Origin of the sequence: Streptococcus sp. 27098_8_76, from assembly GCF_041432315.1 — a bacterium.
Classification (GTDB): Bacteria; Bacillota; Bacilli; order Lactobacillales; family Streptococcaceae; genus Streptococcus.
In genome coordinates, this window is sequence record NZ_JAPVZI010000006.1 from 32,762 (window position 1) to 58,077 (window position 25,316).

Genomic DNA, 25,316 nt, shown 5'->3' on the forward strand with positions numbered 1-25,316 from the left:
AGGCCAGCAGACCTAGCTATTTCTATTAGATAGAGGAACTAGAGCCATTTGAATCTAGGAAACAAGCCTTAGATAGAACTGAAGTTCATCAAGGCGCTGTTGACGACGAGTCAAATGAGCTATCGTTTCTCTATTATCTCTTGATTTCTTCCATGACATACGCCTCAATCACATCATCAGTCTTGATATCATTGTATCCATCGATCATCAATCCACCTTCACGACCGTTTGTAACTTCTTTGACGTCGTCTTTGTAGTGTTTCAAGCTTGCGAGTTCGCCGTCATAGATAACGACACCATCACGGATAACACGAACTTTAGAGTCACGGGTAACCTTACCGTTAATAACCATAAATCCACCGATAGTCCCCACTTTAGACACCTTGAAGGTTTCACGAATAACTGCTTCACCGATAACTTTTTCTTCAAATTCTGGATCAAGCATCCCTTTCATGGCTTCTTCCATCTCTTCGATAACCTTGTAGATAATGCTATGGAGACGGATTTCAACATCATCAGCTTCTGCTTGTTGACGAGCTTGTGGTGTAGGGCGTACGTTGAAACCAACGATAAAGGCATTTGAAGCTTCCGCAAGAGTCACGTCTGATTCGTTGATGGCACCGACCGCTGAGTGGACGATGGTAACTTTAACACCTTCCACATCGATTTTCTGAAGTGAGGCAGAAAGGGCTTCAACAGAACCTTGTACGTCAGCCTTAATGATAACGTTAACTGATTTGAGTTCACCAGCTTTAAGGGTATCAAAGAGGTTTTCAAGGCTGACACGTTGGGTAGCTTGACGTTGTTTCATAAGGGCACGTTTGGCACGTTCTTCACCAGCTGCACGCGCAGATTTTTCATCCTCATAAACAGCAAAGTGGTCACCCGCCATTGGCGCTTCGTTCAAACCTGTGATAGAGACTGGTGTTGATGGTCCAGCAACCTTAACACGACGACCAAGGTCGTTGGTCATAGCACGGACACGACCGAAGGTATTTCCGACAACGATTGGGTCTTGGACATTCAAGGTACCTTGTTGAACAAGAAGGGTTGCGACCGCACCTTTTCCTTTATCCAAGCGAGCTTCGATAACTGTACCGATCGCACGCACTGTTGGGTCTGCTTTGAGTTCTTGGATTTCAGCCACAAGAAGGACTGTTTCCAACAATTCTTCGATGTTTTGGTTGAATTTAGCTGAGATTTCAACAAATTCAGAATCTCCACCCCAAGCAGTTGACATAACACCATGCTCTGCCAATTCACCGATAACGCGTTCTGGGTTGGCACCCGGTTTATCAATCTTGTTAATGGCTACGATGATTGGAACGTTGGCCGCTTTTGAGTGGTTAATGGCTTCGATAGTCTGAGGCATAACCCCGTCATCTGCCGCTACGACCAAGATAGTAATATCGGTAACAGATGCACCACGCGCACGCATAGATGTAAAGGCCGCGTGTCCTGGTGTATCAAGAAAGGTAATCTTCTTGCCATTTTCCACGATTTGGTAGGCACCGATATGCTGAGTGATACCACCTGCTTCACCTGTCGCAACACGAGAGTTACGAAGGGTATCTAGGAGTGTTGTTTTACCGTGGTCAACGTGTCCCATGATAGTTACAACTGGTGGACGCTCAACCAATTCATCTTCATTGAGATAACCATCTTCGACAAAGAAACGTTCGATGTCGGCATTATCCACTTCAACCTTTTGTTTGGCTTCAATACCATAATCCACCATGAGGAGTTCAATTGTTTCCCCATCCAAGGATTGGTTTTGTGTGGCCATGACACCCATCATGAAAAGTTTCTTAACGATTTCAGCTGGTTCACGTTTGATACGTTTTGCGATTTCCGCAACGGTCATACCATCTGTATATTCAAATTCTGTTGGCAATTCATGGAATTTACGCTCCGTAACAGGTTTTGGAGTCTGATTGCGGTTGTTCTTGTTATTGCCTTTTTTGTTCTTTTTATTGTTATTCCAGTTACTATTCTTTTGATTTCTCACTTGATTTTGACTACTTCGATTCTTTTGTTGTTTTCTAGGACCATCTTCTTCGTGATCATAATCGTCACGATTTTTGTCTGGTCGAGCTTGTTTTTTACGACGTGTATCCACTGCAGGTTCTGTTTTCTCAGGGACGACTTCAACCACTGCTTGAACTTGCTGTTCTTGTTGCGCTTGTTCAGCTAACTTAGCCACTTCTTCAAAGATTTCCTCTGGCTCCTTGCGTTTGTTTGCTTGGGCCAAGGCTTCTTTAGCAGCCTGAGTCTGTTTGAAACGTTCCTCACTTGAACGGGCGTACTCTGCATTTTGCTCTGCTTTTAGGGCTGCTGCACGGGCTTTAAAGTCAACACGTGGAGCCGCTTGATGTGGACGTTTGTCCTCTTGTTGACGGCGCTCATTACCACGATTTTGCTGACCTTGCTGTTTCTTAGCTTGGTCGTTAAAACGGCGATTATCGCGGTTGCCTTGACCTTGTTTTCCACCATTTCGACCGTCGTTTTTCTGACGGTTTCCGTTTTGTTGCTGGTCACGGTTATTGCCCTTATTTTGCTTGCGTCGTTCTGCCTGCTCTTTGGCACGAGCTTCACGCTCAGCCTTAAAATTACGGCTTTGCGGTTTAGCTGCTACTTTTTCTGCCTTCGGAGCAACTGGCTCAGCCGGTTTTACCTCTTCCTTAGCTACAGCTTGTTTAGCTGGCTCAGATTTTTCGGCTTTCTTTTCTGCACTTGCTTTTGGTGCTGCAGGTTTTGCTTCTGCTTTCGGAGCAGCTGCAGGCTTAAAGCTGGCAGCGATTTTTGCAGCGACAGCTTCTTCCACACTTGATGAGTGGCTTTTCACATCCAAGCCCAACTCTTTTGCACGCGCTACAACTTCTTTACTTTCTTTTCCAAGTTCTTTTGCGATTTCGTACAATCTTTTCTTAGACAAATCATGTCCTCCTCTTCTATTCCATAAGAGACCTCATTTTCTTTGTAAATCCAGCATCTGTTACAGCCAAAACCTTTCTCGATTTCCCGACTGCTATGCTTAATTCCAGTGTTGAAAACACGGTTACAATTTCTACTTGATAATAATGACTTTTATCTTGAATCTTCTTGGTCAGATTGGGTCCAGCATCATGGGCTAGAAAGACCAACTTGGCCTTGCCGTCTTGAATGGCCTTGATCACCAATTCTTCACCCGATATAATCCGCCCTGCTCGCTGAGCAAGTCCCAAGAGATTGCTTATCTTTTGCTTATTCAAGTCCTAACTCTCTTCTTTTCACTTTGTGATCCACATAGGCGATCAACTCGTCATAAAAGCTTTCTTCCACTTCCATGCTAAAGCTACGGTTAAAGACCTTCTTCTTTTTCGCCTCTAGGGCCTCTGCATTGTCTAGCTTGATATAAGCGCCGCGGCCGTTGGCCTTGCCTGTTGGATCGATAAAGACTTGTCCTTCCTTGTTCTTGACAATACGGAGCAAATCACGCTTATCAATCACTTCATTAGAGACAACAGACTTGCGCAAAGGGATTTTTCTCGTTTTCATCTTTCCCTCCTCTAGCAGCTTTTATTCTTCTACAGTATCGTTTTCTGCTTCCAACTCTACTGAAGCAGCTTCTTCCATGGCTTCAAATTCACTAGCAGACTTGATATCGATACGGTAACCAGTCAAGTGAGCTGCCAAGCGAACGTTTTGTCCACGACGACCGATAGCAAGAGAAAGCTTGTTATCTGGTACAACCACCAAGGCACGTTTGCTGTCGTTTTCATCAAAGATAACTTGGTCAACTTCAGCAGGAGCGATGGCATTGTAGATAAATTCAGCTGGATCTGCTACCCACTCGATAACGTCGATATTTTCTTCGATTGGTACCATGCGGTCATTCTTAGCATCGTAGCGAGCTGGGTGGAATTTGCTAGTGATTTTCTTGATATTAGCACCACCACGTCCAACAATTGTACCGATAGCGTCCACGTTTGGATTGTGACTACGAACGGCAACCTTAGTACGGTCACCAGCTTCACGAGCCACGCTCATGATTTCAACAGTTCCATCATAAACTTCTGGAATCTCTTGCTCCATCAAGCGTTTGATCATTTCTGGATGGCTACGGCTAACAAAGACATTCACACCACGAGGGTTATCTTCAACTTTGTAGACATAGACCTCGATACGATCATGAGAAGCAAAAACTTCTCCAGGAATTTGGTCTTGTTTTGACAATTGGGCTTCGATGCTGCCAAGGTTGACATAAATGAAGCGGTTGTCAAAGCGTTCTACTGTACCAGACATGATTTCTTGCTCATGTTCTTTGTAAGTATTGTAAGTGATGGCACGTGTTTGCTTGCGCATTTTTTCCATGATGGTTTGTTTAGCAGATTGGGCTGCTACTCGACCAAACTCAGCAGGTGCTTCTTCAAACTTGATTTTATCACCAAGTTCATAGGCTGAATTGATGGCAAGAGCATCTTTCAAGCTGATTTCCAAACGGCTATCAAATACTTCATCAACAACTTCACGGACAGTATAAACGGTAAAGTCACCTGTTTTTTCGTTGAAGTCAATAGCTACGCTATCTGATTGACCATAGCGTCTGCGATAAGCGGAACGAAGCGACTCTACTACTGCGTCGATGATGTCTTCTTTTTTGATTCCCTTGTCTTCTTCCAAAATGCGGAAGGCCTCTAGCATTTCTTTACTCATGTTTTCTTCACTTTTGAATCCTCAAAAGCTATCCTTTCTTTTTCTATAATTTAACTGCTAAACGTGCTTTTGATACTAAACTGTATGGAATTTGGACAGTTTTCTTACGTGTCTTGTCCATATATTCCATGGTCAACTCGTCCTCTTCAAAGGCCAACAAGGTTCCTTCAAAGACCTTTTGCTTATCGATGGCTTGGTAGAGCCCGACATGGATGTATTTCCCAACCGCTCCAGCGACGGCATCCTTGGTTTTCAAAGGACGTTCCAAGCCTGGACTGGTAATTTCTAGGAAATATTGTTCTGGGAAGGGATCTGGCTTGATGGTATCTAGGACAGGACTGATCATTTCTGTCAAGTCTGCCGTGTCGTTCAAGGTAATTCCTTCAGGTTTATCTACAAAAATACTGAGAATCATGTCACTGCCAATCTTTCCATACTCGATATCCACGAGTTCGAAAGGTGATTGAATGACAGGTTCTACAACTTCTCTGACTAATTCTACAATTGTTGCGATTGCGTCCACCTCCTCATAAGCAAGAGGCGAAGATATTTCCCCGCCTCTCTTTCTCATATTCTTACCCTTAGTATAGCACATTTGCTAACTTATGTAAAGCAAAAGCACTTACCACTTATACAGCCTGATTTCAGGCTATTTCTTAAAATTCTGCCTCAACTCGGTAGATAACTTGACCCTTGTTGGAGAATTTTTGCTCGTATTCTGTCATGACATTGCCTTCAAAATCACTGGCATGTAAGTCTAGCCAGACACCATTTAGTTTCATGCCATACTGAGAAAAGCTCACTAGGCTGTACTCAAACAAGCCACGGTTATCTGTCTTGAAATGAATTTCTCCATTTTCAGGCAAGATACGCTTGAAGGTGTCCAAGAAGGTCTTGTAGGTCAACCGACGCTTTTCATGACGCTTTTTAGGCCATGGATCTGAAAAGTTCAGATACAAGCGATCAATCTCACCGTCTTCAAAGTAGTCTGTCAAATCAGAACCATCTACCCACAAGAGCTTGATATTAGGCACTCCAACTTCAAGCACCTTGTCTAAAGCGTAACTCAAAACAGACTTTTGAATATCAATCCCGATATAGTTGATGTCAGGGTTTTGTTTAGCCATACCTGAAACAAAGGCACCCTTTCCACTCCCAACTTCCACATGAATGGGATTATCGTTTCCGAACAAGTTCCGCCATTTTCCCTTTGCTTCTAAGGGATTGAGGACCACATACTGGGGATTTGCCTCTAGTAATTCTGTCGCCCCTTTACGATTTCTAACTCTCATCTTCTCTTTCCATACTTGTCTCGGAAGTGACGCAAGCCATGAATCTCCCGATTGACATTTTCTAAATCTTGGTTCATATAATACTTGGAAATCTGGCTCAAATAAGACAATTGACCATACCAATACAATTTATTTAATACCGTTTGATTGTACTTGTAACCGTAGTAGGTCAACCATTCCTTCCACTGATGTTCTGGAATATAATGGCAGAGCATGTGAGCCACGTCAAACATGCGGTCAGTCAAGCGAACCGAATCCCAATCTACCAAATAAATCAATCCACTGTCTGTCTCAATCCAATTACTATGTCGTACATCTCCATGGACAATGGTCGCATGGTCCTCTCTAAATCCTGGAATAGTCTGACGTAAATCAGCCATCACTTCACTGATAAAATGATTTTTACGCAAAGCATCTGGAGCCGTTTCTTGCCAAGACTGTAGTAAGTCTACAGGTGTTTCCATGGCATAGCCCAAACGACTCAACTGTGTCATCAAAGGACGTGAGCGATGTAGACGAGTTAAAATATTGACAATTTGCTTACGATTCATATCATAGGGGGTCAATATCTTGCCTGTCAACCATTCTTGAGCACACATATCACGCCCATCTGCCAAACGGCGACTCCATAATAATTGTGGAGCAATTTGTTCTCTAGCTAGACCAGGTAGGATTGGAGAGGTGTTCATTTTTACAAAGATACGCTTCCCATCAGGATAGCTACCCATATAAGCTTTACCACTTTTCCCAGGTATGGGAGTCAGTGTTAGCTCATTATCACCCAAATCCATTTCTTTCCTCCGTATAAAGTTTCCTTACTATTCTACTAGTTTTTGGCCTATTCGTCAACCGCTCCACACCCGATTCTCAAAGAAAAGCCTCTGGATTGGCTTGGGTATCATTATAACTTGAAAAAGGCAAGCACCATCTCCTACTTACCTTTTCATAATTTTTATAAATAATATAGGAGTGGCCAACTGTTGTAAAACATGTGGACTAGAGTAGAAACCCATAGGTTTTGGCTCTTTTTATAAGCAAAGCCCAGCAACAAACCCCCAAGTAGATAAAAAATAAACGAAGGGACATTAGAAGGTCCATGCATGAAAGAAAAGAGAGAGGAAGTTAGCACAAGCCCTAACCAAGAATTGTCAAAAACCGCACCTTGAAGAAGTCCTCTGAAAATGAGTTCCTCCTGGATTGGTCCAAAAACTGAGGTAGTCAAAATCAAAGACAGGGAAATTCCTCTGCTGACTTCCGCCAAGTGTTGAACTCCTGCGCCAGAAGAAATAGCGAAGAAATGAATATAAACCAGCGTCTCAAGCACACTTAGAAGAAAGATTGCAATGAAAAGTAAAAGTTGTTTCCTGCTTAACATCCCAAAAGAAATCATTTCAAACTTTCTAGCATAAGCAACACTCAGAGAGGTTACTAGAAGACTTACAATAATCAATGCAGATTCATTTTGAAAAAAATCCCCATGATTAATCGTATAAGGAACTGTAATGACGATTAGTAGTACTAAAAATCCAAAGCACAAGGCATGAAATTTATCAAAAAACTCCATAAAATTATTCTCCTCAAGAAACAAACTTCTCTACACGTCATCCTTTAGTGCTAGTCTTTCCAAAACAAACCATTTGAGTAACCAAAACCCGACCACATAGCCAGCCCCTAAGAATATAGCCATTAAAGATAACATGGGATTTAGGAAATAAAAGACCACCACAGATACAAAGGTTAGCACAAAAACGTTAAAAGCAATGGTGTCAGAAGCCAAGACCAGAATATAAGGAGTCAACCAGTCTAAGGTTTTGGAATCTAGGAAAAATAAGTGTTTATACATGGTAACCTCCTCTATGGCTGAAAAGCAAGACTTTTGTTTTTTTACCCCAAGACCCTATGTAAAAAAGTGAGCAAAAATGGTAAGTTTGCGATGATATTATTAACAATATGAATCGAATAAGAAGGATAGATACTCTTCGTATAACGTGTTAGACAGGCAAATAGACAGCCCACTGCCGTATAGACAAGAATATCTGCGAAACTTGGCAAGCTAGAAAAGTGGGGCAAGGCAAATAAGAATGACGGAAAGAGAAGATCCAGCCCCCACCTCGAATTCTTAAAGAAGGCATGTTGAAGCAGTCCTCTACACACCAATTCTTCCATCAGAGGTCCTAGTACGATTAAGGTTAGGTAAACACCAAACTCCGCAAAATTGGTCTCACTATAGGCAATAAACAAATTCCAACCTTCGTTCGTCCCCTGAACGTGTTTAGCTGTCAGATAGTTAAAACAGATAAGCACAACAGCTGCTAACACCGTCAGGACGGAATAGCTCAACCACTTTTTTCTAGGGATACGAAAGAGATAAGCATGGCCCGACCTAACCAAAATCCAAATCATCAAGCAGATAAAGAGAAGGCTGATGATGTTTCGAATCCAGATAATATTTCCTACCCAAGACGAGAACTCCCAATAATTGCTCCAAAATTGGGTCGTCCAAGACAGTCCGAAAAACAGAAACAAATAAGAAAGAATTGCACTCGTTTTGAAAAGAATAGGGTGTTTTTTCATAGAATTCCTCCTACTATCTACAAGACAGGATGGCTCGCCTTGTCAGGCTCTATTACTGCAAGATTAAGAAGACAGCTTGTTCTTTTTAAGGCTAACCTGACTACTAGATAATAGATACATTAAGGCATTAAAGACAATGAAAATATGTCCATAGAATAAAATCAACCTCGCATCCAAACCAAGATAAAGTTTGACCATCAAAAAGATGAGCAAAAGAATTTGAAACCATAAGGTTTTTCCAAAAATAAATTTAAAGCGGTTTCGAATGTCTACTTCCTTGATTTTTACCGCCACCCCTTTATTAGCAAGAAGGAAAATGCCTGCTTCAAATAATCCACTGTAGAGAACAAGCCACCCAATCGATACATTAGAGATTTGTAAAAATGTCCCTAAAAGAATATTCAACACACTACTCAAGAAAATAACAAGAAATAATCTATATTTCATTTTAAATACCTCCATTCACTTATTTCACGGACAGTTTAATAGAGCCTTCTAATCAAAGATTCTGTCAGAAGAAGAAGGCAAGCTACTTTTTATAATACTTCAAGCCCCAAATGAGCAAAAGCATGATAAGCAAGCAGAGAATAGCGCCAATATAGGCAATTAGTTGTTGGTAAGATTCTCCTGCTGTGATACCTCTATACAAACAAATGATAGACATAAAACCTGTCAAACCGATATACATAAGTTGATTGGTTCTAGGACTAACCAAATCATCATCTTCAAACTCTCTTATCCTCATCTCCCTAGTGAGGTAAACAGTAACCAAAATAGAGGCCAAGTTAATAACCACTAAAAGAAATTGGAAAACCAATGAAAAATTTAAAAACTGACGAGATAGAAATAGATAAGTAGAGACAAGCAAGGGCAACTGACCTAGGAACAATCTCGTAAGGAAGATGTTCCGTTTTTTAGCAAGAAAAGCTTTCATTTCTTTGCTCCTTTCTTTTTAGTTAAAGCAAAATAGATCACAACCGCAATCATATAGGCTATGGTATAAAATAGATGATACCAAATACTCTCCCTAAGCGGATAAAGAAGGGTAGACATGATCAGATATAGAACGAAAATAATCAGTATTTTTTTCTTCATAAAATTTCCTCCTAAATGTATGCTTTATCTTAGTTTAGCTACAACCTTTACACTGCTAGTATAGCACTCATTTTATCCTTGGAACACTCACATCATAAATGGTCATCAAAACATCTTGAATTGTAAAAAATTAAAAAAGCAAGCATGGAAAACATACTTGCCATTTACACCATATTGATACCAACTTAATTTGTAGATTTTTTATCCTGCTATCACATATCATTTTAACAGGCGAAACAATATTAAAGAAACTCCCCTGTAGATTAAACTAGCGATAAAAAATCTCTTTATCTAATTAGATCTATCTTTATTCTTCTTTGGAGATTTTAAAAATTTTTCCCTAATTAAAGAAGTAATAAAAGAAACAAACATACCAACAACAAAAACAATAAGAAAACTTTTGAAATCCATAATTACCTCCAAGTACAGCTCCTCTACATACAAGCTCAAGCCTTTAAGCAACCATAATAGCCAATTGTAACGTTGTTTTTGCATTCACGAGGAATACCTCTTTTTACTTTCGTCCTATTACAACCTTAATAAGGCTAGTATACTACTATTTTTTAAAATTTTCCATCCAAATCACAAACGGTCATCAAAACATCTTGAATTGTTAAAAATAAAAAAAGCAAGCATGAAAAACATACTTGCCCTGGGGAACTTGACAATGTGAAAATACAAAATAGAAAACTACTCACCCTCACTTCCGTATGTTCTCATATATTCTCATGATCGCAACAAGGATAGCAGCTGTTCCACTTGCCAAAGCGATAAGGGTAATGATAATGTTGAGAATTTCAGGCGTACTCCCTATTCTGTTGACAAGACGGAGTAGAGATATAACTGCCAACTGAATCAGGAGTATTGATTCTACTCTTATCAATGAAGTCAGTTGGTTTTCAACTGCATATAAAAAGACTGGTAACATAACACAGGCTATAGCAATCACAAACAGGTTGCTCCCTGTTCCTTCTCCCTTATTCACCACGGAAATCATGAGAAGATTCGATGCTATAATCAACGTAGAACAGATGATAAAAAAGGATTTCTTATTCATATAGGGTACCTCATATACTATGGCATTTTAATTGATGACTACAGGCGGTACTTCTTTCCACAGATCTTCTAATCATCAACTGACATCGAGTGAACTGTTAAAACCTGACGAAAGACTTGATTTTGACAGGTGGTATTTAGACTGGTATTAGGATGGCTTTCCACAATTTTCATAACAGTATAGAGACCAACTCCTCTCTCTTCCCCTTTAGAACTGGCTCCAAAGGAGAAAATCTCAGAAATATCTATGCCCTCTTCTTTGATGGAATTTTCAATGATAAAGGTCTCCTGTGCTCCATTTTTTAAAAAGGCGATTGAAACATGAGGTTGACTGGCCTCTGCACTGGCTTCAATAGCATTGTCACAAAGGATGGACACAATGGTTAGAAAATCAAGTAGACTCATCCCCTCGACCTGAATCTCCTCAGGAACTTCGACATTAAAGACAATCTTCTTATCTCTAGCTTTTAGAAATTTCCCTGCTAGAAGACTTTTGAGGGCACGGTCCCGAATATTTACCAATCTGCCAAGGTCATATTTGTTGTCCTGCAATTTCTGACTAGAATCCTTTAAGACCGAGTCGTAGACCTCTTTTATCTGCTCCATATCCTCCTCTTCAATGCCCAGACGTAAACTGGTCAAGAGGTTGGTGTAGTCATGGCGAAAACTCCGGACTTCCTTGTAAAGTTCCTCTATATGCCGACTATAGCGTTCCATATCTCTGTAGCGCAAGGCCTGCTCTTGGTCCAGTCTCTCATGGAGTTTGTACTTCAAATAGGTATCCAGCTTCTTGATAACCCCCATAAAAAAGAGTAGGTAAAACACTAGAATCAGATGGCGAACAGTCGTTGATTGAATACCTTGTACATTTTCAAAATAAGACAGACTTTGCATCACTAGATAGTAAGCCCCCATTATCCAGTTAATCTTAGTCAGGGACTGTTGAAAACCTTTATCGAGAATCTCCCTCCTCAAACTAGTAAAATCATAGTCTAACCATTTCAAAAAGGCTAGAGAAATAAAGCAAATGAAAATTTTTATACATAACCAAATAAAAGAGCGGTCATCATACACATGCTCTTGCCCCAAAAATGGAAGCACAAAATAGGAGACTACCCTGAAAAAAAGATTCACCAACATCATTGGAAAGAGACCATAAAAGAAGAGTAGTTTTTTAGGAAGCCCTCTTAACAATAAGAAAGATAAACCAATGCCGTACAAGGGTTCCATAAAATAAGATAGGTAAGTATTTCCTACTATATAGCTAATCGTTACAAAAACAACTGCTAAAAGTAGCTTAAAAAGAAAGGACTTAAAAACTCTCTCCAGAGTTAGAACAATTCCATCCACCTTAAAAAATATAAACAATTCCAATCCAGATATCAAAAACACATATACTATCTTCCAAACTAATTCCATTCCAGCACCTCACTTAGTGTAAGTTATTGATAGCTTCAGACACTTCCCTGACCTTATAACGCGCTATCATACAGCTTCCACCATTGGGAAAGTAAAGAAGTTTTTCTTTCTTATCCAAACGAACCACATTGGCAGGATTGATGAGAAAAGAGCGGTGGCACTGCAAGAGACGAGGTTCCTGCTTGAAAACCTCCTCTAAACTCGCTGTAAATTCCAGCCTGTCCGTCTTAGTATAGAGAATAACACGATGGGCTCTGGGCGATGTTTCGAGATAGTAGACCTCTTTAAAAGGATACTGGAATTGGGCAAATTTTGATTTAAAGTAAAAGCAATCTTCCGCCAGACTCTTACTATCTTGACTATTGGCATAGAGGAGGGCTGTCTCGATCCGAGATTCAAACTCCTCTGCCGACAAGGCCTTATCAATGTAGTCCAAAGCTGACACTTGGTAGCGAAAGGACAAGGGCATAAACTCCGAGTGAGTCGTCACAAAGACGATGAGAGCATAGGGGTCTCGATCCCGAATCTTTCTAGCCACTTCCAGACCCCTCATCTCCTCATTTCGAATCTCAATATCCAAAAAGAATAGCTGATGCACCCCCTTCTCATGCACCTCTGCCAGCAGCTGGTCTGGCTTACCAAAGACCTCAAAAGAACTGGGAGTGATATGATGTTCTTTCAAGAGTTTCTCAATCGTCGTTTCAATCCTAGTCTGTTGGGAAAAATCATCTTCTAAAACAAATATTCTCATCTTCTTACTCTCCTTGTTTCGATTTCTTCCTAAAAAGAGAATAGCAAAAATACTATGCTACAAGCCAACCAAATCCTAAACAGGCCTTTAATGCTCCTGAAGGGTAGCTTGTTCCTCAAATAAGCATGATAATCTTACCACTATTTTATCATAAAATCTTAACAGTACCATTCAGGAAATTTCAAGGACAATTAAAGATTTGAGGCTGAAAAAAACTCTAAAAATGATAGACTGACAGTATCAAAACACAGTTGCTAGAAACAAGACTAGCACCCAGATTAGAGGAGGAATTCTCATGACAGATACAGACCCCATCAAAAGAGCTCAGACTTTGATTACTGACTTAAACAAAGCCTACCAAGCATGCAAACAGGCAAGCGCTGACGACGTCCGCTTTCAGGAGCAACTAAACTCTATTCTTGGTTTTCTAGCCAAGGCTGAAACAGTGGATAATCGAGTCTTGATTGAGCTGGAAAAATTTTACCAGACTTCCAGTCTTCTCATGGGACTCAGCGCCCTCAATCCTGATGCTCCAACTCGCGCCGCTTGGCGGGCCTATGACCGTTTCCACTTTGATCAAGTCAAGACCAAGTTAAGTCTCTATGGACCAACCATTATCTTGTAGAAAACAAAAGAAGTTGAGACAAACTGAACTCAACTTCTTTTTTAGTATCGTATAAGTACGTTTTAGTCCTGCATCTGACGTTTGACCTGATAAGGTAGGTACAAGACTAGTAAAACCAAACCAGCACCCAGCAAGGCTAGAAGGGCAAGTTTTTCTTGGAAGGTCACAAGGCCGACAATTGATTCCACAAGTAAAACAAAACTGGTCAATCCTCGGACTACAGCCTGTAAGCCTTTTTCCTTTTGCCCCTTATCCAGCGGAAAGAGTTGGGTCAAATACTGGTAGTCAAAGGCGTGATAGAGAGCCAGCAACTGGAAGAGCAAGAGATAGTTAAAGAGAACTACCACTGCTATCGCAATCCAAGCTTGCTCGATAAAGACCTGCGCCAGCAAGGAAAGTAGGAGCAGACGAAGACTGAGCGCAAAGAGGTCTCCATTTCGCAGATAAGAACGCAGATAGAGATTTTGCCAAATCTTTCCAGGCACCTTCTGAACAACCTTTAGGATAAAGTCCAGATAGGCACGACGCTTGACGCTGTTTGAAATTCCCTTTACCTGGGTAAAGAGGGCAAAGAAACGAAGCAAGACTTGCTTGCGCTTACTTTCTTGGGAAATGACAAAGTCCCAGTCCAGTCCAGTTTCAGTGAAAAATTTTCTGGCCTTTTGACGAAAGAGGAAATATTTACCTATTCCCAATAAAAGCACATAAAGTAGAAAAACTGGCAAGCCATAACCCATGGCTAAAAATAAGGGCGCAAATAAAAGCAAGAAAAGGGTCTGGACAAAGAGCCAAAAGAATAGGGAAATGCCAGTTTGACGCTTGAGATGTAGCTTGATTTTCTCTTCTCCAACTAAGAGAAAGAGCTTGTCTGGAGCCTCCATATAGGTGGCAATTCCACCCCAAAGCAAAAGTAAAATAGAGGTAATCCCTACAAACAAAAGGATAGGCCAATGATTTTCAGGAAAATGTTGCAAGAGTTGGCTGTACTGGTAGGCTAGAAAGCCCAGCAAGACAAGCAGGAACAAGACAAAGTGGTCATTGAGAACATAGCGCAAATAGCCAAGACACTCCTTACGAAAAGCCTGCTTTCTCTTTAAAAACAAGTCTTTCATAGGTCCTCCTCTTTGGTCAGAGCCAAGTAAATATCATTCAAACTAGCCTCAGGCATATCAAAAGCTTCGCGCAGTTGAGTTAGATTTCCCTTAGCACGCACCTCTCCCTTGTGAAGAATGACAAAGGCATCACACATCTTCTCCGCCGAATCCAGCACGTGGGTACTCATGAGAATAGACTTGCCTTTTTGCTTTTCCACTTCCAAAAGCTGAATCAAGTCTGCAATAGCCAGCGGATCAAGACCAAGGAAAGGCTCATCCACGATAAAAAGACTCGGATCCACCACAAAAGCACAGATAATCATGACCTTCTGCTTCATCCCTTTTGAAAAATGAACAGGAAACCAGTCTAATTTCTGGTCCAAACGGAACATTTTTAACAAGGGCTCTACTCGATCAAAAGCCACTTTCTGCTCAATACCATAAGCCATGGCAACCGTTTCGATATGCTCTCTGAGAGTCAATTCCTCATACAGACTAGGCGTCTCAGGAATGTAGCCAATTTGCTTGCGGTAGCTCGTTGCATCTTCTTGCAGGGTCAGACCATTGATATTGATGGAACCGCTATAAGGTGTCAACAGACCGATAATTTCATTGATGGTCGTTGATTTCCCAGCACCATTGAGACCAATCAGACCCACCAGTTGCCCACTTTCAACGGTAAAGGACACATCTTTCAAGACAGGGACATGGACATAGCCACCTGTCAGGTTTTTAATTTCTAACATATTTTCTCCAAATCTGGTATAATGTAGCTATATTATATCAAAATTCAATACAGTAGAGGTAGATTTTATGTCAGATTGCATTTTTTGTAAAATCATTGCAGGGGAAATTCCTGCTTCAAAAGTATATGAAGATGAGCAGGTTCTTGCCTTTCTTGATATCTCTCAAGTGACACCAGGACACACCTTAGTCGTGCCAAAAGAACACTATCGCAATCTTTTGGAAATGGATGCTACTAGCGCCAGCCAACTCTTTGCCCAAGTACCAAAAGTAGCTCAAAAAGTCATGAAAGCTACCAAGGCTACTGGTATGAATATCATTGCCAACTGTGAAGAAATCGCAGGGCAAACAGTCTTCCATACCCACGTTCACCTCGTGCCTCGCTACAGTGCGGACGATGACCTCAAAATTGATTTTATCGCCCACGAACCAGACTTTGACAAACTCGCTCAAGTCGCTGAAACTATCAAAAACGCCTAAGGAGTTGCCATGAAATTATCTAATCTACTGCTATTTGCAGGAGCTGCTGCTGGAAGTTATTTGGTCACAAAAAATCGCCAAGCCATCACAGATGAAGTCTTGAATACCACTGACCGCGTTCAAGCTATCAAGGACGATGTGGATATTATTCAAAACAGTCTGAAAATCATCGAGCAGCAAAAAGAACTCATCAAGGAATACCAAGAAGACCTGACTTACAAGTTTAAAGTCTTAGAAAAAGATATCCAGACTAGACTAGCTGTGATAAAAGAAATGCAGGAAACTGAAGATAAGTAAAAAGAGCCCGACAGCTCTTTTTGCTTTATTCACCTTCAAAGGCATCTTTTATATGGTCAAAGAAGCCTTTTTTCTTTGGATTTACTTTCAAGTCACCAGCAGCTGCGAATTCTTTCAAGGCTGCTTTTTGGCGGTCGTTCAAGCCTGTCGGCGTTACGACATTAACGGTAACGTATTGGTCACCAACTGCACCACCACGAAGACTTGGCGCTCCCTTGCCACGTAGACGGAATTTCTTACCAGTCTGAGTTCCCTCTGGAATAACCAATTCAACATCACCATGAACAGTTGGGATATCAACGGTATCACCAAGAGCTGCTTGAACAAAGTTGAGGTTTAAATTGTAGAAGATAGTCGTTCCTTCACGTTCAAACTTGTCGCTGGCTTCCACAGAAACCACTACATACAAGTCACCGTAAGGGCCACCGTTAAATCCTGCTTCACCTTGACCAGCTAGGCGAATTTGTTGACCTGTTTCCACACCAGCAGGGATTTTCACATGTACGCTATGAGCTTGTTTTTCATGACCAGTACCGTGACAGGTTGTACATGGATCTTTGATTTCTTTTCCGCGACCGTGACAGACATCACAGGTTACTTGGCGACGCATCATACCAAGCGGAGTCTGCGTATCGACGTTAATAACACCAGCGCCATGACAGCGTCCACAAGTGACTGGACTTGTTCCTGGTTTAGCACCTGAGCCATTACATGTACGACAGCTAGCTTCACGGTTATATTTGACTTCTTTTTCAGCTCCAAAAATGGCTTCTTCAAAGGTCAAGTTCACACGATACTGGAGATCATCCCCCTGACGAGGAGCATTTGGATTGCGTGAAGCACCGCCTCCGCCGAAGAAACTTGAGAAAATGTCCTCAAAACCACCGAAGCCACCTGCCCCATTGAAACCGCCGAAACCACCAGCACCACCAAAGCCACCGTTAGCTCCTGCAGCACCGTATTGGTCATAGGCAGCACGTTTTTGGTCGTCACTCAAAGTCTCATAGGCTTCTTGAACTTCCTTGTACTTTTCCTCAGCACCAGACTCCTTGTTGATATCTGGGTGGTATTTTTTCGAAAGCTTACGATAAGCCTTTTTGATCTCGTCTGCCGAAGCGTTTTTTGACACCCCCAGACGATCATAAAATTCAGTATTGTTCATAATTCAAGATACAAAGGGCGTCAAACGGACACAGCCATCTAGGAGTTTTGACGACGGACGCTTGCGTCCTAGAAAAAACTATCTTTTTGGCACAGTCCGTAGCCCGTGTTCAATTCCCTGAACACCTTTGTTCCTTTCTATTGATATTTTGAATCAAACCTCGATTTAGGTCGGGTTCAATTCCTTTCTTTTATATTGAGTAAGAAAGCTCAGAGTGTGAGTTCAATTCCCTGAACACCCTTATTCCTTTCTATAATTTTCATGTAAATCTTTAGAGGCTGTTTTCTATACTCTGCTTTACTTGATTAAACTCTTCATCTGATAGAGTAAATATCAAATCCTCTTCAGCATACTCGTTCTGTTCTTTAAAATAGTTGTCCGTATTCTCTGCCAACCCTAAACCGAAAATCACTTTTCTTGCAAACTCTTGATGTGCAAAACCAATAGCCGTAATGATTTGTTTATCTTGGACAAGAACTTTCGGTTGGAAATTCTCACGTGGAAGAAATTCAAAATAATCAAAGAAGTTTTGCCAAATTCCACCTGTAAATTTCGTGTCGTTCAACAAGCCTGCTTTCGCCAATAAAAGAGGCGCTGAAGAAATGGCTGCAATTAGGATATCCTGCTCATTAAGACTTCTCAAAAACGAGATCAATTTCTCATCTTGTAGAGTAGAACCTATATTTACCATTCCTGGCAAAATCACACAAGAATAATCTTCTATGCGGATCTGATCCAATGTTTTCGTCGGTTGACAGGGCAAACCATCCTCAGAGACCACCATCGAATTCTCAGAAGCTACATAATCAATCGTGATATCAAAAGACAGAGCTAAAGTACTCGTTAAAGTGGTTATCTCATAAAGAGAAAAATTAGGATAAATGATACAAAGTACTTTTTTCATACGCAACATCCTCTATTTTATCGAAAAACAGAGGCTGGGTTGCAACCTCTGGATTTCTTCCTATCATTACGACGTTCGAGTTTTAAAAATCAAACTAGTAATGCTAAATCGAGCACTCCCTAACCTCTTGGTGAAAAAGATAAATCTTTCTAGAAACTAAAGTTTCTGCGTCAGATTTCCTATTTTCACTGTGAGGTTTTAACGGGCTTTGCATCTTATTTCTCAGTAAACTCTCCGTCTACGACGTCATCGCCTGCGTTTCCTGTGGCTTGTGCACCTTCTGCTCCTGCTTGAGCTTGTTGCGCTGCTGCGGCTTGTTCGTAGAGTTTAACAGCAAGTCCTTGAGCTTTTTCGTTCAACGCTTCAAGTTTTGCTTTCATTTCGTCCAAGTTGTTGTCTTCTTGAGCTTTCTTAAGGTCATCAAGGGCAGCTTGGGCAGCGTCACGTTCTGCGTCGAAACCTTTGCCTTCAGTTTCCTTGATTGTCTTTTCAGTCGCAAAGATTGCTTGGTCTACTTCGTTACGAAGGTCTACTTCTTCTTTACGTTTCTTATCTGCTTCAGCGTTTGCTTCTGCATCCTTCATCATGCGGTCGATTTCTTCGTCAGTCAAACCTGAGTTAGATTGGATGACAATTGTTTGTTCTTTTTGAGTTCCAAGGTCTTTAGCTTTAACAGACACGATACCGTTCTTGTCGATGTCAAATGTTACTTCGATTTGAGGAATTCCACGAGGTGCAGCTGGGATATCTGTCAATTGGAAGCGTCCAAGAGTTTTATTATCTGCTGCCATTGGGCGTTCACCTTGAAGAACATGGATATCAACGGCTGGTTGGTTGTCTGCTGCAGTTGAGAAGACTTGTGATTTAGATGTTGGAATTGTTGTGTTGCGGTCGATGAGTTTTGTGAAGACACCACCCATTGTTTCGATACCAAGTGACAATGGTGTTACGTCAAGAAGGACAACGTCTTTAACATCACCAGTAATCACACCACCTTGGATTGCAGCACCCATAGCAACTACTTCGTCAGGGTTTACTGATTTGTTTGGTTCTTTACCAGTTTCAGCCTTAACTGCTTCTACAACAGCTGGGATACGAGTTGAACCACCAACAAGGATAACTTCGTCGATTTCTGACAAGCTCAAACCTGCATCAGAAAGGGCTTGACGAACTGGAACTTTTGTACGTTCTACAAGGTCACGAGTCAAATCGTCAAATTTCGCACGAGTCAAGGTCATTTCCAAGTGAAGAGGTCCAGCTTCACCAGCAGTGATAAATGGCAAGCTGATTTGAGTTGAAGTTACACCAGAAAGGTCTTTCTTCGCTTTTTCAGCTGCATCTTTCAAACGTTGCATTGCCATCTTGTCAGTAGACAAGTCAATACCGTTTTCTTTCTTGAATTCTGCTACCAAGTGGTCGATGATCTTTTGGTCAAAGTCGTCACCACCAAGTTTGTTATCTCCTGCAGTTGACAATACATCGAAGACACCGTCACCCAATTCAAGGATAGAGACGTCGAATGTACCACCACCAAGGTCGAATACCAAGATTTTTTCTTCTTTGTCAGTCTTGTCCAAACCATAAGCAAGAGCTGCTGCAGTTGGTTCGTTGACAATACGTTCTACTTCAAGACCAGCGATTTTACCAGCGTCTTTTGTTGCTTGACGTTGAGCATCGTTGAAGTAAGCTGGAACTGTGATAACTGCTTTCGTTACTTTTTCGCCAAGGTAGTCTTCAGCATAACCTTTCAAGTATTGAAGAATCATAGCTGAGATTTCTTGTGGAGTGTATTCTTTTCCATTTGCAGAAACTTTTTCAGAAGTTCCCATTTTAGATTTGATAGAGATGACTGTATCTGGATTTGTTACTGCTTGACGTTTTGCAGCATCACCAACGATGATTTCGCCGTTTTTGAATGAGACTACAGATGGAGTTGTGCGGTTTCCTTCTGGATTTGCGATGATTTTGCTTTCTGTTCCTTCAAGAACTGCAACTGCTGAGTTTGTTGTACCTAAGTCAATACCGATAATTTTAGACATGTGTTTTCTCCTTAAATTTTAATTCGAATTTTGATTTTTTGATATTTCCCTTAAGTGGTGGGGACGTGAGCAACTCCCTACGGGATTTCATCACTTATTTTTGAGCCTATTGTCTCAAAAATCCCCTGTTTCAGTAGCAAAAGCTACTGAAACTTTCACCACGGCGGGCAATATCTTCCTTGCAAGCTTCCGGCTTGCTTTTTATATTTCTTTCATAGTTTATTGTCGTTTCGGACAAGTTTTCTATTATGTAAATCGCGACACGAGGAGTCGAAATCGATTTTATTTCGACGACGACTTGTTTTAGCTACCGTCAGAATTGCCTAATCGAACACGCCCTAAGCTCTGGGTAAAAAAGATAGATTTCCTTGTGTTCATCGAACACTTCGTCAATCTCCTATTTTTACTGTGAGCTTTTACGGGCTTTGTATCTTAGTTATAAACCACAACCATTGCTGGGCGTAGGATGCGGTCATGGAGTTTGTAGCCTTTTTGGAAGACTTGGGCGATGGTGTCTGCTGGGTGTTCATCGTCTGCTGGGAGAGTTTGGATAGCCATATGGTAGTTATGGTCAAATTCACCGTCAGCTGCGATTTCTTCGATTCCTTCTTCTTTCAAAGCGTGAATCAAGCTTTCTTGCACCATCTCCAAGCCCTTCTTCACATCGTCTGTCAATCCTTCAACTGCAAGTGCACGCTCTAGGTTGTCCAAAGAAGGAAGAATCGCTTTTGCCAAGTCCTGGCTACGGTAACGTTGCAAGTTTTGACGCTCTTCGTTTGCACGGCGTTGGATATTTTGCATTTCTGCATGAGCGCGAAGGTATTTGTTTTCGAACTCATCCGCACGTTCACTTGCCAAGTCCAACTCAGACTTTTCAGGAGTTGTTTCTTCAGCCGCTTCCACAACTTCCTCTTCTTGAACTTCTTCTACTTCTTCATTTTTTATATCTTGGGCCATTTTCGCCTCCTTTAATAATTTCAATCTTAATGTACTTCGTAATGATTACTGCTGAGGTAGCGGTAAAAATCTGTCAACTTCATGGTCAAAACACGATTGACTACATTGACTTGGTTGATTAGCTGTTGGTAATCCAGATTAACCGGACCGATAATGGCTAGAATTCCAACTCCCCGATAAGGAATGAGGAACTTACTACTAATCACCGCTAGGTCTGCTAGACAGGACTCTTGACTGTCTGCAACACGGACATTTTGCATCTGATCCTCATGCAGCCCCTCACGAATATCCAAGGCCACCTTTTGCGGTTGGTCAAAGAACTGATAAGCTGCCAGATTGGCAAAATTCAAGAGATTTACCTTGCCCGCCACCACAATGTTTTCGTTGAACATTTCCTTAAAGATATGTTCAAATAGATCGATCACATTGTCCGTTGTTGTAAAGTAACGCTGGATAATCTGCGGAATCTCCGTCCGAATCTTGTAGTGAATATCTAGAACGGTATGGCCGAGGAAACGTTCTTGAATGATGCTCTTCAGTTTCAGCAAATCCTCCTGCAAAAAATTCCTTGGAATCATAAACTGACTGGTAACCGTTCGAGACTCATCTAGGGTGAATACCGCCAAGGCTGTATGTTGCCCCAAAACAACGATATCAAAGGCTGTCAAACGTTGCCTGCTAGGCTCAACATCCAGTGCTACTACCGTACAGCCACTCAAGTCTGTCAGTAGATTAGCAGCCTCTTGCAGAATATCCTCTAGCTTGAAGAATTCCTGATCAAAGGCTTTGACAATCTCATATACCTCATTTTCAGCCAGACGGTCAAAATCCAGTGAGTGTTTCACATAGTATTGAAAACCAGCAACACTTGGCATTCGACCACTTGAAGTATGGGCCTTCTCAAGCAAACCTTGCTTTTCTAGAGCCGCCATGTCATTACGAATGGTTGCACTGCTAGAGTTAATAGACTCTTGCAAGGCTTTGGATCCGACAGGTTCGTGCGTTTTGGTAAAGATGTCAATAATCAGATTTAAAATATCCTGCTGACGCTCTGTAACCACCTCATCACTCCTCTCTGTCTGATCAATTAGCACTCGATACACTTAAGTGCTAACTTATGATTCTATTATACACCCTTAAAAGAGAATGTCAAGATAAAAACTCAAAAAATTAGCACTCTTTTATCAAGAGTGCTAAAAATCAGTCTGAAGACCTAAAAACTCACTGTTCATCTACTTGGTATTTCCTTTTAAGTCTAAAAAAACCATAGATTAGATAAGAAATCAGAAAAGCATATAAAAGAAAAATAATAAAGAAAGACATAGAAAGCTCCTCTTTAAATAGACTCATACAGACAACAAGACCACCTAAGAAAGTAGCTGTACAGGAACGAAGTCTAGATCGCATAACTTTCCATCTGAGCCCCTTACTCATATAGACTTGATCCTCTGAAAGTATATCAGAAGCTGGTTTACGAAGAATTGAACAAAAACCTCTTTCTATCAATTCCCAACCTCTATCTCTAAAATCTTGCAATTCATGCTGATGCTTTTTAAGAAATCTAGAATCATAGATACAATAGATGACATCGTCCGGTTGACATTGGTCAAAATAGAACAAACCAAAACGACTCGTTCTATACCTCCAACCTTTCAAATGCATCTCATGCAAATATTCTTCCTTCTTGTCTAAATCAAGAATAGTGAAGATCCGAAATTGCTTTTTATTTATCATGACTTCCCCTCCAATTTTGAGCATACCTACCCTATCATAAATCTGATAATTCCTTCTTTTTATGCCATAACTTCCAGCTAATATAGGCAACTATTAACAAAAGGATTAAAGACAAGAAAATATCTAGCCCGACCGCAAATAAACTCCATAGACCATACGCATTACTTTTATTGAGCAACTTAAGTAAGAATGGTATATGTATGGCTAGCAAAAGTAAAACAGGTACTAATCGCAGTCTTAAAATGCGATTAACCATAGCTAACTTCCCGGCCGCGTCATTATAAATTTCAAACTCTGCATCCGATTCAATTTCAGAATGTACTTTTCTAAAATAGGAAAAACTATTAAAGTCTGTAATATGCTCCCAGCCACAGTCTTTAAACAGTTGTAAATAGGAAGCTCTCTCTGATTTTTCCATTGGGTAAAAGTCCAACTGATAAGACACTTGCTCAGGCTGACACTTTTCAAAGGTATACTTAACTGCAAACAATAAGATAGAATAGCTTACTTTCCTAAGTTTCCAGCCTTTAGCATGCATTTCTCTAAAGTATAGAGCCTCCCTCTCATAATCCGCAATTGTAAAAATTCGATAAACAATTTTCTTTTCCATCATCCTTCCTCCCGACTGTTTCTATAGAGCCGTTCAATACGCTTCAATTCAATATCTAAGACTTTTCGTCCCAAGTCTGTTATCTGATAGATTTTCCGTTTTTCCTCTTCGCGGACAAAGAAAATCAAACCATCCTTTTCCATTTTTGACAAGGTTCCATACATAGTTCCAGGACTAATCGAAACTTGCGAATCCGTCATCTCCTTGACCTTTTGCGTAATACTATAACCATGACCTTCCTTTTGCAGACAGAACAAGATATAAAAGCCCGTTTCCGTCATCGGAAGATAAACTCGACGAATCTTATCCGTTAATTCCATTTATAACCACCTCCTATTCAATTCGATATATCGCACTTCGTTATAAAAAATATATCACACCTCGATATAAAACACAAGAAAAAAGATCGCCCTCAGGCAATCTTTCTTCTATATTAGTAAAGATCTAAATAGTTATCAATTTCCCATTGTGAAACGAAGGTTGCATAACTTGACCATTCAATTCGTTTAGCTTCAAGGAAACTAGTATAGATATGTTCTCCAAGAGCTGCTCTAACAACTTCATCTTCAGTCAGAGCTTTCAAAGCGTTGTGAAGAGTTGATGGAAGGTCTGTAATGCCAGCTTCCTTACGCTCTTCTGCTGTCATGATGTAGATATTTTCTTCGATAGGAGCTGGTGCTTCAATTTTGTTTTCAATACCATGCAAACCAACTTCCAAAAGAACCGCCATAGCGATGTATGGGTTTGCCATCGGATCCACTGAACGCAACTCAAGACGAGTTCCCATACCACGTGAAGCAGGCACGCGCACAAGTGGCGAACGGTTACGACCAGCCCAAGCAATGTAAACAGGCGCTTCATAACCTGGAACCAAACGTTTGTATGAGTTAACCGTTGGGTTCATGATGGCAGTATAGTTGTAGGCATGCTTGATCAAACCGCCAAGGAAATAGTAGGCCGTTTCTGACAACTGCATTCCTTTTGGATCATTTGGATCAAAGAAGGCATTGTTTCCTTCTGCATCAAACAAGGACATATTACAGTGCATACCTGATCCAGCAATACCAAATTTTGGTTTTGCCATAAAGGTTGCATAAAGACCATGTTTGCGAGCAATGGTTTTAACAACAAGTTTAAAGATTTGAATCTTATCACAAGCACGGAGAACTTCATCGTACTTAAAGTCAATCTCATGTTGTCCAACCGCAACCTCGTGGTGACTCGCTTCTACTTCAAATCCCATTTTGGTCAAGACATTCACAATCTCACGACGTGTATTGTCCGCAAGGTCAGTAGGCGCCAAATCAAAGTAGCCACCCTTATCATTTACTTCAAGTGTTGGGTCACCATTTTCATCCAGTTTAAATAGGAAGAATTCTGGCTCTGGCCCAAGGTTGAAGGATTTGAACCCCACTTCTTCCATGTGACGAAGAGCACGTTTGAGATTACCACGAGGGTCACCTGCAAATGGTTCACCTTCTGTTGTATAGACATCACAGATCAAACCTGCAACACTTCCGTTTTCATCTCCCCAAGGGAAGACTGTCCATGTATCCAAGTCAGGATGCAAGTACATATCTGACTCATTGATACGTACAAAACCTTCAATAGAAGATCCATCAAACATAGCCTTGTTTGACAAGACTTTATCTAACTGTTCATCTGTAGCAGGAATTTCGACGTTCTTCATCGTCCCCAAAATATCTGAGAACATAAGACGAATAAAGGTAACATTTTTTCCCTTGACTTCACGACGAATATCTGCAGCTGTGATTGGCATGAGTTTTC

Annotated in this window: 30 protein-coding genes; 3 read left to right on the forward strand and 27 right to left on the reverse strand. The window is 41.0% G+C overall.

Annotation, left to right across the window (positions count from 1 at the left end):
• Window positions 1-133 precede the first annotated feature (133 nt).
• The 16 genes from infB to O3636_RS05455 all read right to left on the reverse strand — a co-directional run bounded on the left by infB (window position 134) and on the right by O3636_RS05455 (window position 12,882).
• Window positions 134-2,935: a translation initiation factor IF-2 gene (infB, locus tag O3636_RS05380; RefSeq protein ID WP_371642087.1), complete on the reverse strand. Its 2,802-nt coding sequence runs from the start codon at window positions 2,933-2,935 to the stop codon at window positions 134-136.
• 16 nt (window positions 2,936-2,951) lie between these two features.
• Window positions 2,952-3,251 (reverse strand): YlxQ-related RNA-binding protein, encoded by a 300-nt coding sequence (locus O3636_RS05385; RefSeq protein ID WP_371642089.1) that lies wholly within the window; start codon window positions 3,249-3,251, stop codon window positions 2,952-2,954.
• Window positions 3,244-3,537 (reverse strand): RNase P modulator RnpM, encoded by a 294-nt coding sequence (rnpM, locus tag O3636_RS05390; RefSeq protein ID WP_000857562.1) that lies wholly within the window; start codon window positions 3,535-3,537, stop codon window positions 3,244-3,246. Before rnpM ends, O3636_RS05385 begins: the two co-directional genes overlap by 8 nt.
• A 21-nt stretch (window positions 3,538-3,558) precedes the next feature.
• The gene (nusA, locus tag O3636_RS05395; protein WP_061087610.1) at window positions 3,559-4,695 is read right to left on the reverse strand and encodes a transcription termination factor NusA; all 1,137 of its coding nucleotides are present in this window, start codon (window positions 4,693-4,695) and stop codon (window positions 3,559-3,561) included.
• Window positions 4,696-4,738: 43 nt separating this feature from the next.
• Window positions 4,739-5,218, reverse strand: coding sequence for a ribosome maturation factor RimP (rimP, locus tag O3636_RS05400; protein WP_025170680.1), 480 nt, complete (start codon window positions 5,216-5,218; stop codon window positions 4,739-4,741).
• 133 nt (window positions 5,219-5,351) lie between these two features.
• Window positions 5,352-5,987, reverse strand: a complete 636-nt coding sequence (gene trmB / locus O3636_RS05405) for a tRNA (guanosine(46)-N7)-methyltransferase TrmB (RefSeq protein ID WP_001266103.1) — start codon at window positions 5,985-5,987, stop codon at window positions 5,352-5,354.
• Complete coding sequence (gene ccrZ / locus O3636_RS05410; RefSeq protein WP_000362999.1) at window positions 5,984-6,778, reverse strand: cell cycle regulator CcrZ; 795 nt, start codon at window positions 6,776-6,778, stop codon at window positions 5,984-5,986. The genes trmB and ccrZ overlap by 4 nt, the downstream gene beginning before the upstream one ends.
• Before the next feature lie 161 nt (window positions 6,779-6,939).
• A complete protein-coding gene (locus O3636_RS05415) occupies window positions 6,940-7,551 on the reverse strand; it encodes a lysostaphin resistance A-like protein (protein WP_371642091.1) in 612 nt (203 codons plus the stop codon).
• 30 nt (window positions 7,552-7,581) lie between these two features.
• Window positions 7,582-7,830, reverse strand: a complete 249-nt coding sequence (blpZ, locus tag O3636_RS05420) for an immunity protein BlpZ (protein ID WP_049524266.1) — start codon at window positions 7,828-7,830, stop codon at window positions 7,582-7,584.
• Between the two features lie 41 nt (window positions 7,831-7,871).
• Window positions 7,872-8,561 carry a CPBP family intramembrane glutamic endopeptidase gene (locus O3636_RS05425; RefSeq protein ID WP_000716527.1) on the reverse strand — a complete coding sequence of 230 codons (690 nt, stop codon included), beginning with the start codon at window positions 8,559-8,561 and terminating at the stop codon, window positions 7,872-7,874.
• 63 nt (window positions 8,562-8,624) lie between these two features.
• Complete coding sequence (locus O3636_RS05430; RefSeq protein WP_000877393.1) at window positions 8,625-9,008, reverse strand: hypothetical protein; 384 nt, start codon at window positions 9,006-9,008, stop codon at window positions 8,625-8,627.
• An 82-nt stretch (window positions 9,009-9,090) separates the two neighbouring features.
• A complete protein-coding gene (locus O3636_RS05435; RefSeq protein WP_000642960.1) occupies window positions 9,091-9,495 on the reverse strand; it encodes a hypothetical protein in 405 nt (134 codons plus the stop codon).
• Window positions 9,496-9,947: 452 nt separating this feature from the next.
• Window positions 9,948-10,151, reverse strand: coding sequence for a hypothetical protein (locus O3636_RS05440; RefSeq protein ID WP_001171824.1), 204 nt, complete (start codon window positions 10,149-10,151; stop codon window positions 9,948-9,950).
• A 205-nt stretch (window positions 10,152-10,356) separates the two neighbouring features.
• Window positions 10,357-10,713, reverse strand: a complete 357-nt coding sequence (locus O3636_RS05445; RefSeq protein ID WP_001036312.1) for a hypothetical protein — start codon at window positions 10,711-10,713, stop codon at window positions 10,357-10,359.
• Window positions 10,714-10,781: 68 nt separating this feature from the next.
• The gene (locus O3636_RS05450; protein WP_371642094.1) at window positions 10,782-12,131 is read right to left on the reverse strand and encodes a sensor histidine kinase; all 1,350 of its coding nucleotides are present in this window, start codon (window positions 12,129-12,131) and stop codon (window positions 10,782-10,784) included.
• 13 nt (window positions 12,132-12,144) lie between these two features.
• Entirely contained in the window at window positions 12,145-12,882 is a 738-nt protein-coding gene (locus O3636_RS05455) for a LytTR family DNA-binding domain-containing protein (RefSeq protein WP_261074724.1), read from the reverse strand.
• A 295-nt stretch (window positions 12,883-13,177) separates the two neighbouring features.
• On the opposite strand from O3636_RS05455, the gene O3636_RS05460 reads away from it, so the two are divergent.
• Window positions 13,178-13,507, forward strand: a complete 330-nt coding sequence (locus tag O3636_RS05460; protein WP_153192860.1) for a helicase BlpT — start codon at window positions 13,178-13,180, stop codon at window positions 13,505-13,507.
• A 62-nt stretch (window positions 13,508-13,569) separates the two neighbouring features.
• On the opposite strand, the gene O3636_RS05465 is transcribed toward O3636_RS05460, so the two are convergent.
• Both O3636_RS05465 and O3636_RS05470 read right to left on the reverse strand, forming a co-directional pair.
• Entirely contained in the window at window positions 13,570-14,619 is a 1,050-nt protein-coding gene (locus O3636_RS05465) for an ABC transporter permease (RefSeq protein WP_371642096.1), read from the reverse strand.
• Window positions 14,616-15,347: an ABC transporter ATP-binding protein gene (locus O3636_RS05470; RefSeq protein ID WP_371642098.1), complete on the reverse strand. Its 732-nt coding sequence runs from the start codon at window positions 15,345-15,347 to the stop codon at window positions 14,616-14,618. The genes O3636_RS05465 and O3636_RS05470 overlap by 4 nt, the downstream gene beginning before the upstream one ends.
• Before the next feature lie 67 nt (window positions 15,348-15,414).
• On the opposite strand from O3636_RS05470, the gene O3636_RS05475 reads away from it, so the two are divergent.
• Window positions 15,415-15,825, forward strand: a complete 411-nt coding sequence (locus O3636_RS05475) for an HIT family protein (RefSeq protein ID WP_261140710.1) — start codon at window positions 15,415-15,417, stop codon at window positions 15,823-15,825.
• Window positions 15,826-15,834: 9 nt separating this feature from the next.
• On the forward strand, window positions 15,835-16,122 hold the full coding sequence (locus tag O3636_RS05480) for a hypothetical protein (protein WP_371642100.1): 288 nt from the start codon (window positions 15,835-15,837) through the stop codon (window positions 16,120-16,122).
• Between the two features lie 25 nt (window positions 16,123-16,147).
• On the opposite strand, the gene dnaJ is transcribed toward O3636_RS05480, so the two are convergent.
• From dnaJ to glnA, 9 genes are all read right to left on the reverse strand, one after another.
• Window positions 16,148-17,284 carry a molecular chaperone DnaJ gene (dnaJ, locus tag O3636_RS05485; protein WP_261012919.1) on the reverse strand — a complete coding sequence of 379 codons (1,137 nt, stop codon included), beginning with the start codon at window positions 17,282-17,284 and terminating at the stop codon, window positions 16,148-16,150.
• Between the two features lie 271 nt (window positions 17,285-17,555).
• The gene (locus O3636_RS05490; protein WP_061759563.1) at window positions 17,556-18,188 is read right to left on the reverse strand and encodes a DJ-1/PfpI family protein; all 633 of its coding nucleotides are present in this window, start codon (window positions 18,186-18,188) and stop codon (window positions 17,556-17,558) included.
• A gap of 215 nt (window positions 18,189-18,403) precedes the next feature.
• Window positions 18,404-20,227: a molecular chaperone DnaK gene (dnaK, locus tag O3636_RS05495; protein ID WP_000034667.1), complete on the reverse strand. Its 1,824-nt coding sequence runs from the start codon at window positions 20,225-20,227 to the stop codon at window positions 18,404-18,406.
• Window positions 20,228-20,659: 432 nt separating this feature from the next.
• Window positions 20,660-21,184 carry a nucleotide exchange factor GrpE gene (gene grpE, locus O3636_RS05500; protein WP_124788458.1) on the reverse strand — a complete coding sequence of 175 codons (525 nt, stop codon included), beginning with the start codon at window positions 21,182-21,184 and terminating at the stop codon, window positions 20,660-20,662.
• A 26-nt stretch (window positions 21,185-21,210) separates the two neighbouring features.
• Window positions 21,211-22,245 carry a heat-inducible transcriptional repressor HrcA gene (gene hrcA / locus O3636_RS05505; RefSeq protein WP_124788483.1) on the reverse strand — a complete coding sequence of 345 codons (1,035 nt, stop codon included), beginning with the start codon at window positions 22,243-22,245 and terminating at the stop codon, window positions 21,211-21,213.
• A 160-nt stretch (window positions 22,246-22,405) separates the two neighbouring features.
• Entirely contained in the window at window positions 22,406-22,918 is a 513-nt protein-coding gene (locus tag O3636_RS05510; RefSeq protein ID WP_261042109.1) for a DUF2812 domain-containing protein, read from the reverse strand.
• A gap of 34 nt (window positions 22,919-22,952) precedes the next feature.
• The gene (locus O3636_RS05515; RefSeq protein WP_371642103.1) at window positions 22,953-23,528 is read right to left on the reverse strand and encodes a DUF2812 domain-containing protein; all 576 of its coding nucleotides are present in this window, start codon (window positions 23,526-23,528) and stop codon (window positions 22,953-22,955) included.
• Window positions 23,528-23,848: a PadR family transcriptional regulator gene (locus O3636_RS05520; protein ID WP_045612791.1), complete on the reverse strand. Its 321-nt coding sequence runs from the start codon at window positions 23,846-23,848 to the stop codon at window positions 23,528-23,530. Before O3636_RS05520 ends, O3636_RS05515 begins: the two co-directional genes overlap by 1 nt.
• A 113-nt stretch (window positions 23,849-23,961) precedes the next feature.
• Window positions 23,962-25,308 carry a type I glutamate--ammonia ligase gene (gene glnA / locus O3636_RS05525; RefSeq protein WP_371642105.1) on the reverse strand — a complete coding sequence of 449 codons (1,347 nt, stop codon included), beginning with the start codon at window positions 25,306-25,308 and terminating at the stop codon, window positions 23,962-23,964.
• Between the last annotated feature and the right edge of the window lie 8 nt (window positions 25,309-25,316).

Bases quoted from the DNA above. Each gene is read 5' to 3' on its own strand.
- rnpM (WP_000857562.1), bottom strand. From the start codon at position 3,537: ATGAAAACGAGAAAAATCCCTTTGCGCAAGTCTGTTGTCTCTAATGAA.
- nusA (WP_061087610.1), bottom strand. From the start codon at position 4,695: ATGAGTAAAGAAATGCTAGAGGCCTTCCGCATTTTGGAAGAAGACAAG.
- trmB (WP_001266103.1), bottom strand. From the start codon at position 5,987: ATGAGAGTTAGAAATCGTAAAGGGGCGACAGAATTACTAGAGGCAAAT.
- ccrZ (WP_000362999.1), bottom strand. From the start codon at position 6,778: ATGGATTTGGGTGATAATGAGCTAACACTGACTCCCATACCTGGGAAA.
- O3636_RS05415 (WP_371642091.1), bottom strand. From the start codon at position 7,551: ATGGAGTTTTTTGATAAATTTCATGCCTTGTGCTTTGGATTTTTAGTA.
- blpZ (WP_049524266.1), bottom strand. From the start codon at position 7,830: ATGTATAAACACTTATTTTTCCTAGATTCCAAAACCTTAGACTGGTTG.
- O3636_RS05425 (WP_000716527.1), bottom strand. From the start codon at position 8,561: ATGAAAAAACACCCTATTCTTTTCAAAACGAGTGCAATTCTTTCTTAT.
- O3636_RS05430 (WP_000877393.1), bottom strand. From the start codon at position 9,008: ATGAAATATAGATTATTTCTTGTTATTTTCTTGAGTAGTGTGTTGAAT.
- O3636_RS05435 (WP_000642960.1), bottom strand. From the start codon at position 9,495: ATGAAAGCTTTTCTTGCTAAAAAACGGAACATCTTCCTTACGAGATTG.
- O3636_RS05440 (WP_001171824.1), bottom strand. From the start codon at position 10,151: ATGCAAAAACAACGTTACAATTGGCTATTATGGTTGCTTAAAGGCTTG.
- O3636_RS05445 (WP_001036312.1), bottom strand. From the start codon at position 10,713: ATGAATAAGAAATCCTTTTTTATCATCTGTTCTACGTTGATTATAGCA.
- O3636_RS05450 (WP_371642094.1), bottom strand. From the start codon at position 12,131: ATGGAATTAGTTTGGAAGATAGTATATGTGTTTTTGATATCTGGATTG.
- O3636_RS05455 (WP_261074724.1), bottom strand. From the start codon at position 12,882: ATGAGAATATTTGTTTTAGAAGATGATTTTTCCCAACAGACTAGGATT.
- O3636_RS05460 (WP_153192860.1), top strand. From the start codon at position 13,178: ATGACAGATACAGACCCCATCAAAAGAGCTCAGACTTTGATTACTGAC.
- O3636_RS05465 (WP_371642096.1), bottom strand. From the start codon at position 14,619: ATGAAAGACTTGTTTTTAAAGAGAAAGCAGGCTTTTCGTAAGGAGTGT.
- O3636_RS05470 (WP_371642098.1), bottom strand. From the start codon at position 15,347: ATGTTAGAAATTAAAAACCTGACAGGTGGCTATGTCCATGTCCCTGTC.
- O3636_RS05475 (WP_261140710.1), top strand. From the start codon at position 15,415: ATGTCAGATTGCATTTTTTGTAAAATCATTGCAGGGGAAATTCCTGCT.
- O3636_RS05480 (WP_371642100.1), top strand. From the start codon at position 15,835: ATGAAATTATCTAATCTACTGCTATTTGCAGGAGCTGCTGCTGGAAGT.
- dnaJ (WP_261012919.1), bottom strand. From the start codon at position 17,284: ATGAACAATACTGAATTTTATGATCGTCTGGGGGTGTCAAAAAACGCT.
- O3636_RS05490 (WP_061759563.1), bottom strand. From the start codon at position 18,188: ATGAAAAAAGTACTTTGTATCATTTATCCTAATTTTTCTCTTTATGAG.
- dnaK (WP_000034667.1), bottom strand. From the start codon at position 20,227: ATGTCTAAAATTATCGGTATTGACTTAGGTACAACAAACTCAGCAGTT.
- grpE (WP_124788458.1), bottom strand. From the start codon at position 21,184: ATGGCCCAAGATATAAAAAATGAAGAAGTAGAAGAAGTTCAAGAAGAG.
- O3636_RS05510 (WP_261042109.1), bottom strand. From the start codon at position 22,918: ATGATAAATAAAAAGCAATTTCGGATCTTCACTATTCTTGATTTAGAC.
- O3636_RS05515 (WP_371642103.1), bottom strand. From the start codon at position 23,528: ATGGAAAAGAAAATTGTTTATCGAATTTTTACAATTGCGGATTATGAG.
- O3636_RS05520 (WP_045612791.1), bottom strand. From the start codon at position 23,848: ATGGAATTAACGGATAAGATTCGTCGAGTTTATCTTCCGATGACGGAA.
- glnA (WP_371642105.1), bottom strand. From the start codon at position 25,308: ATGCCAATCACAGCTGCAGATATTCGTCGTGAAGTCAAGGGAAAAAAT.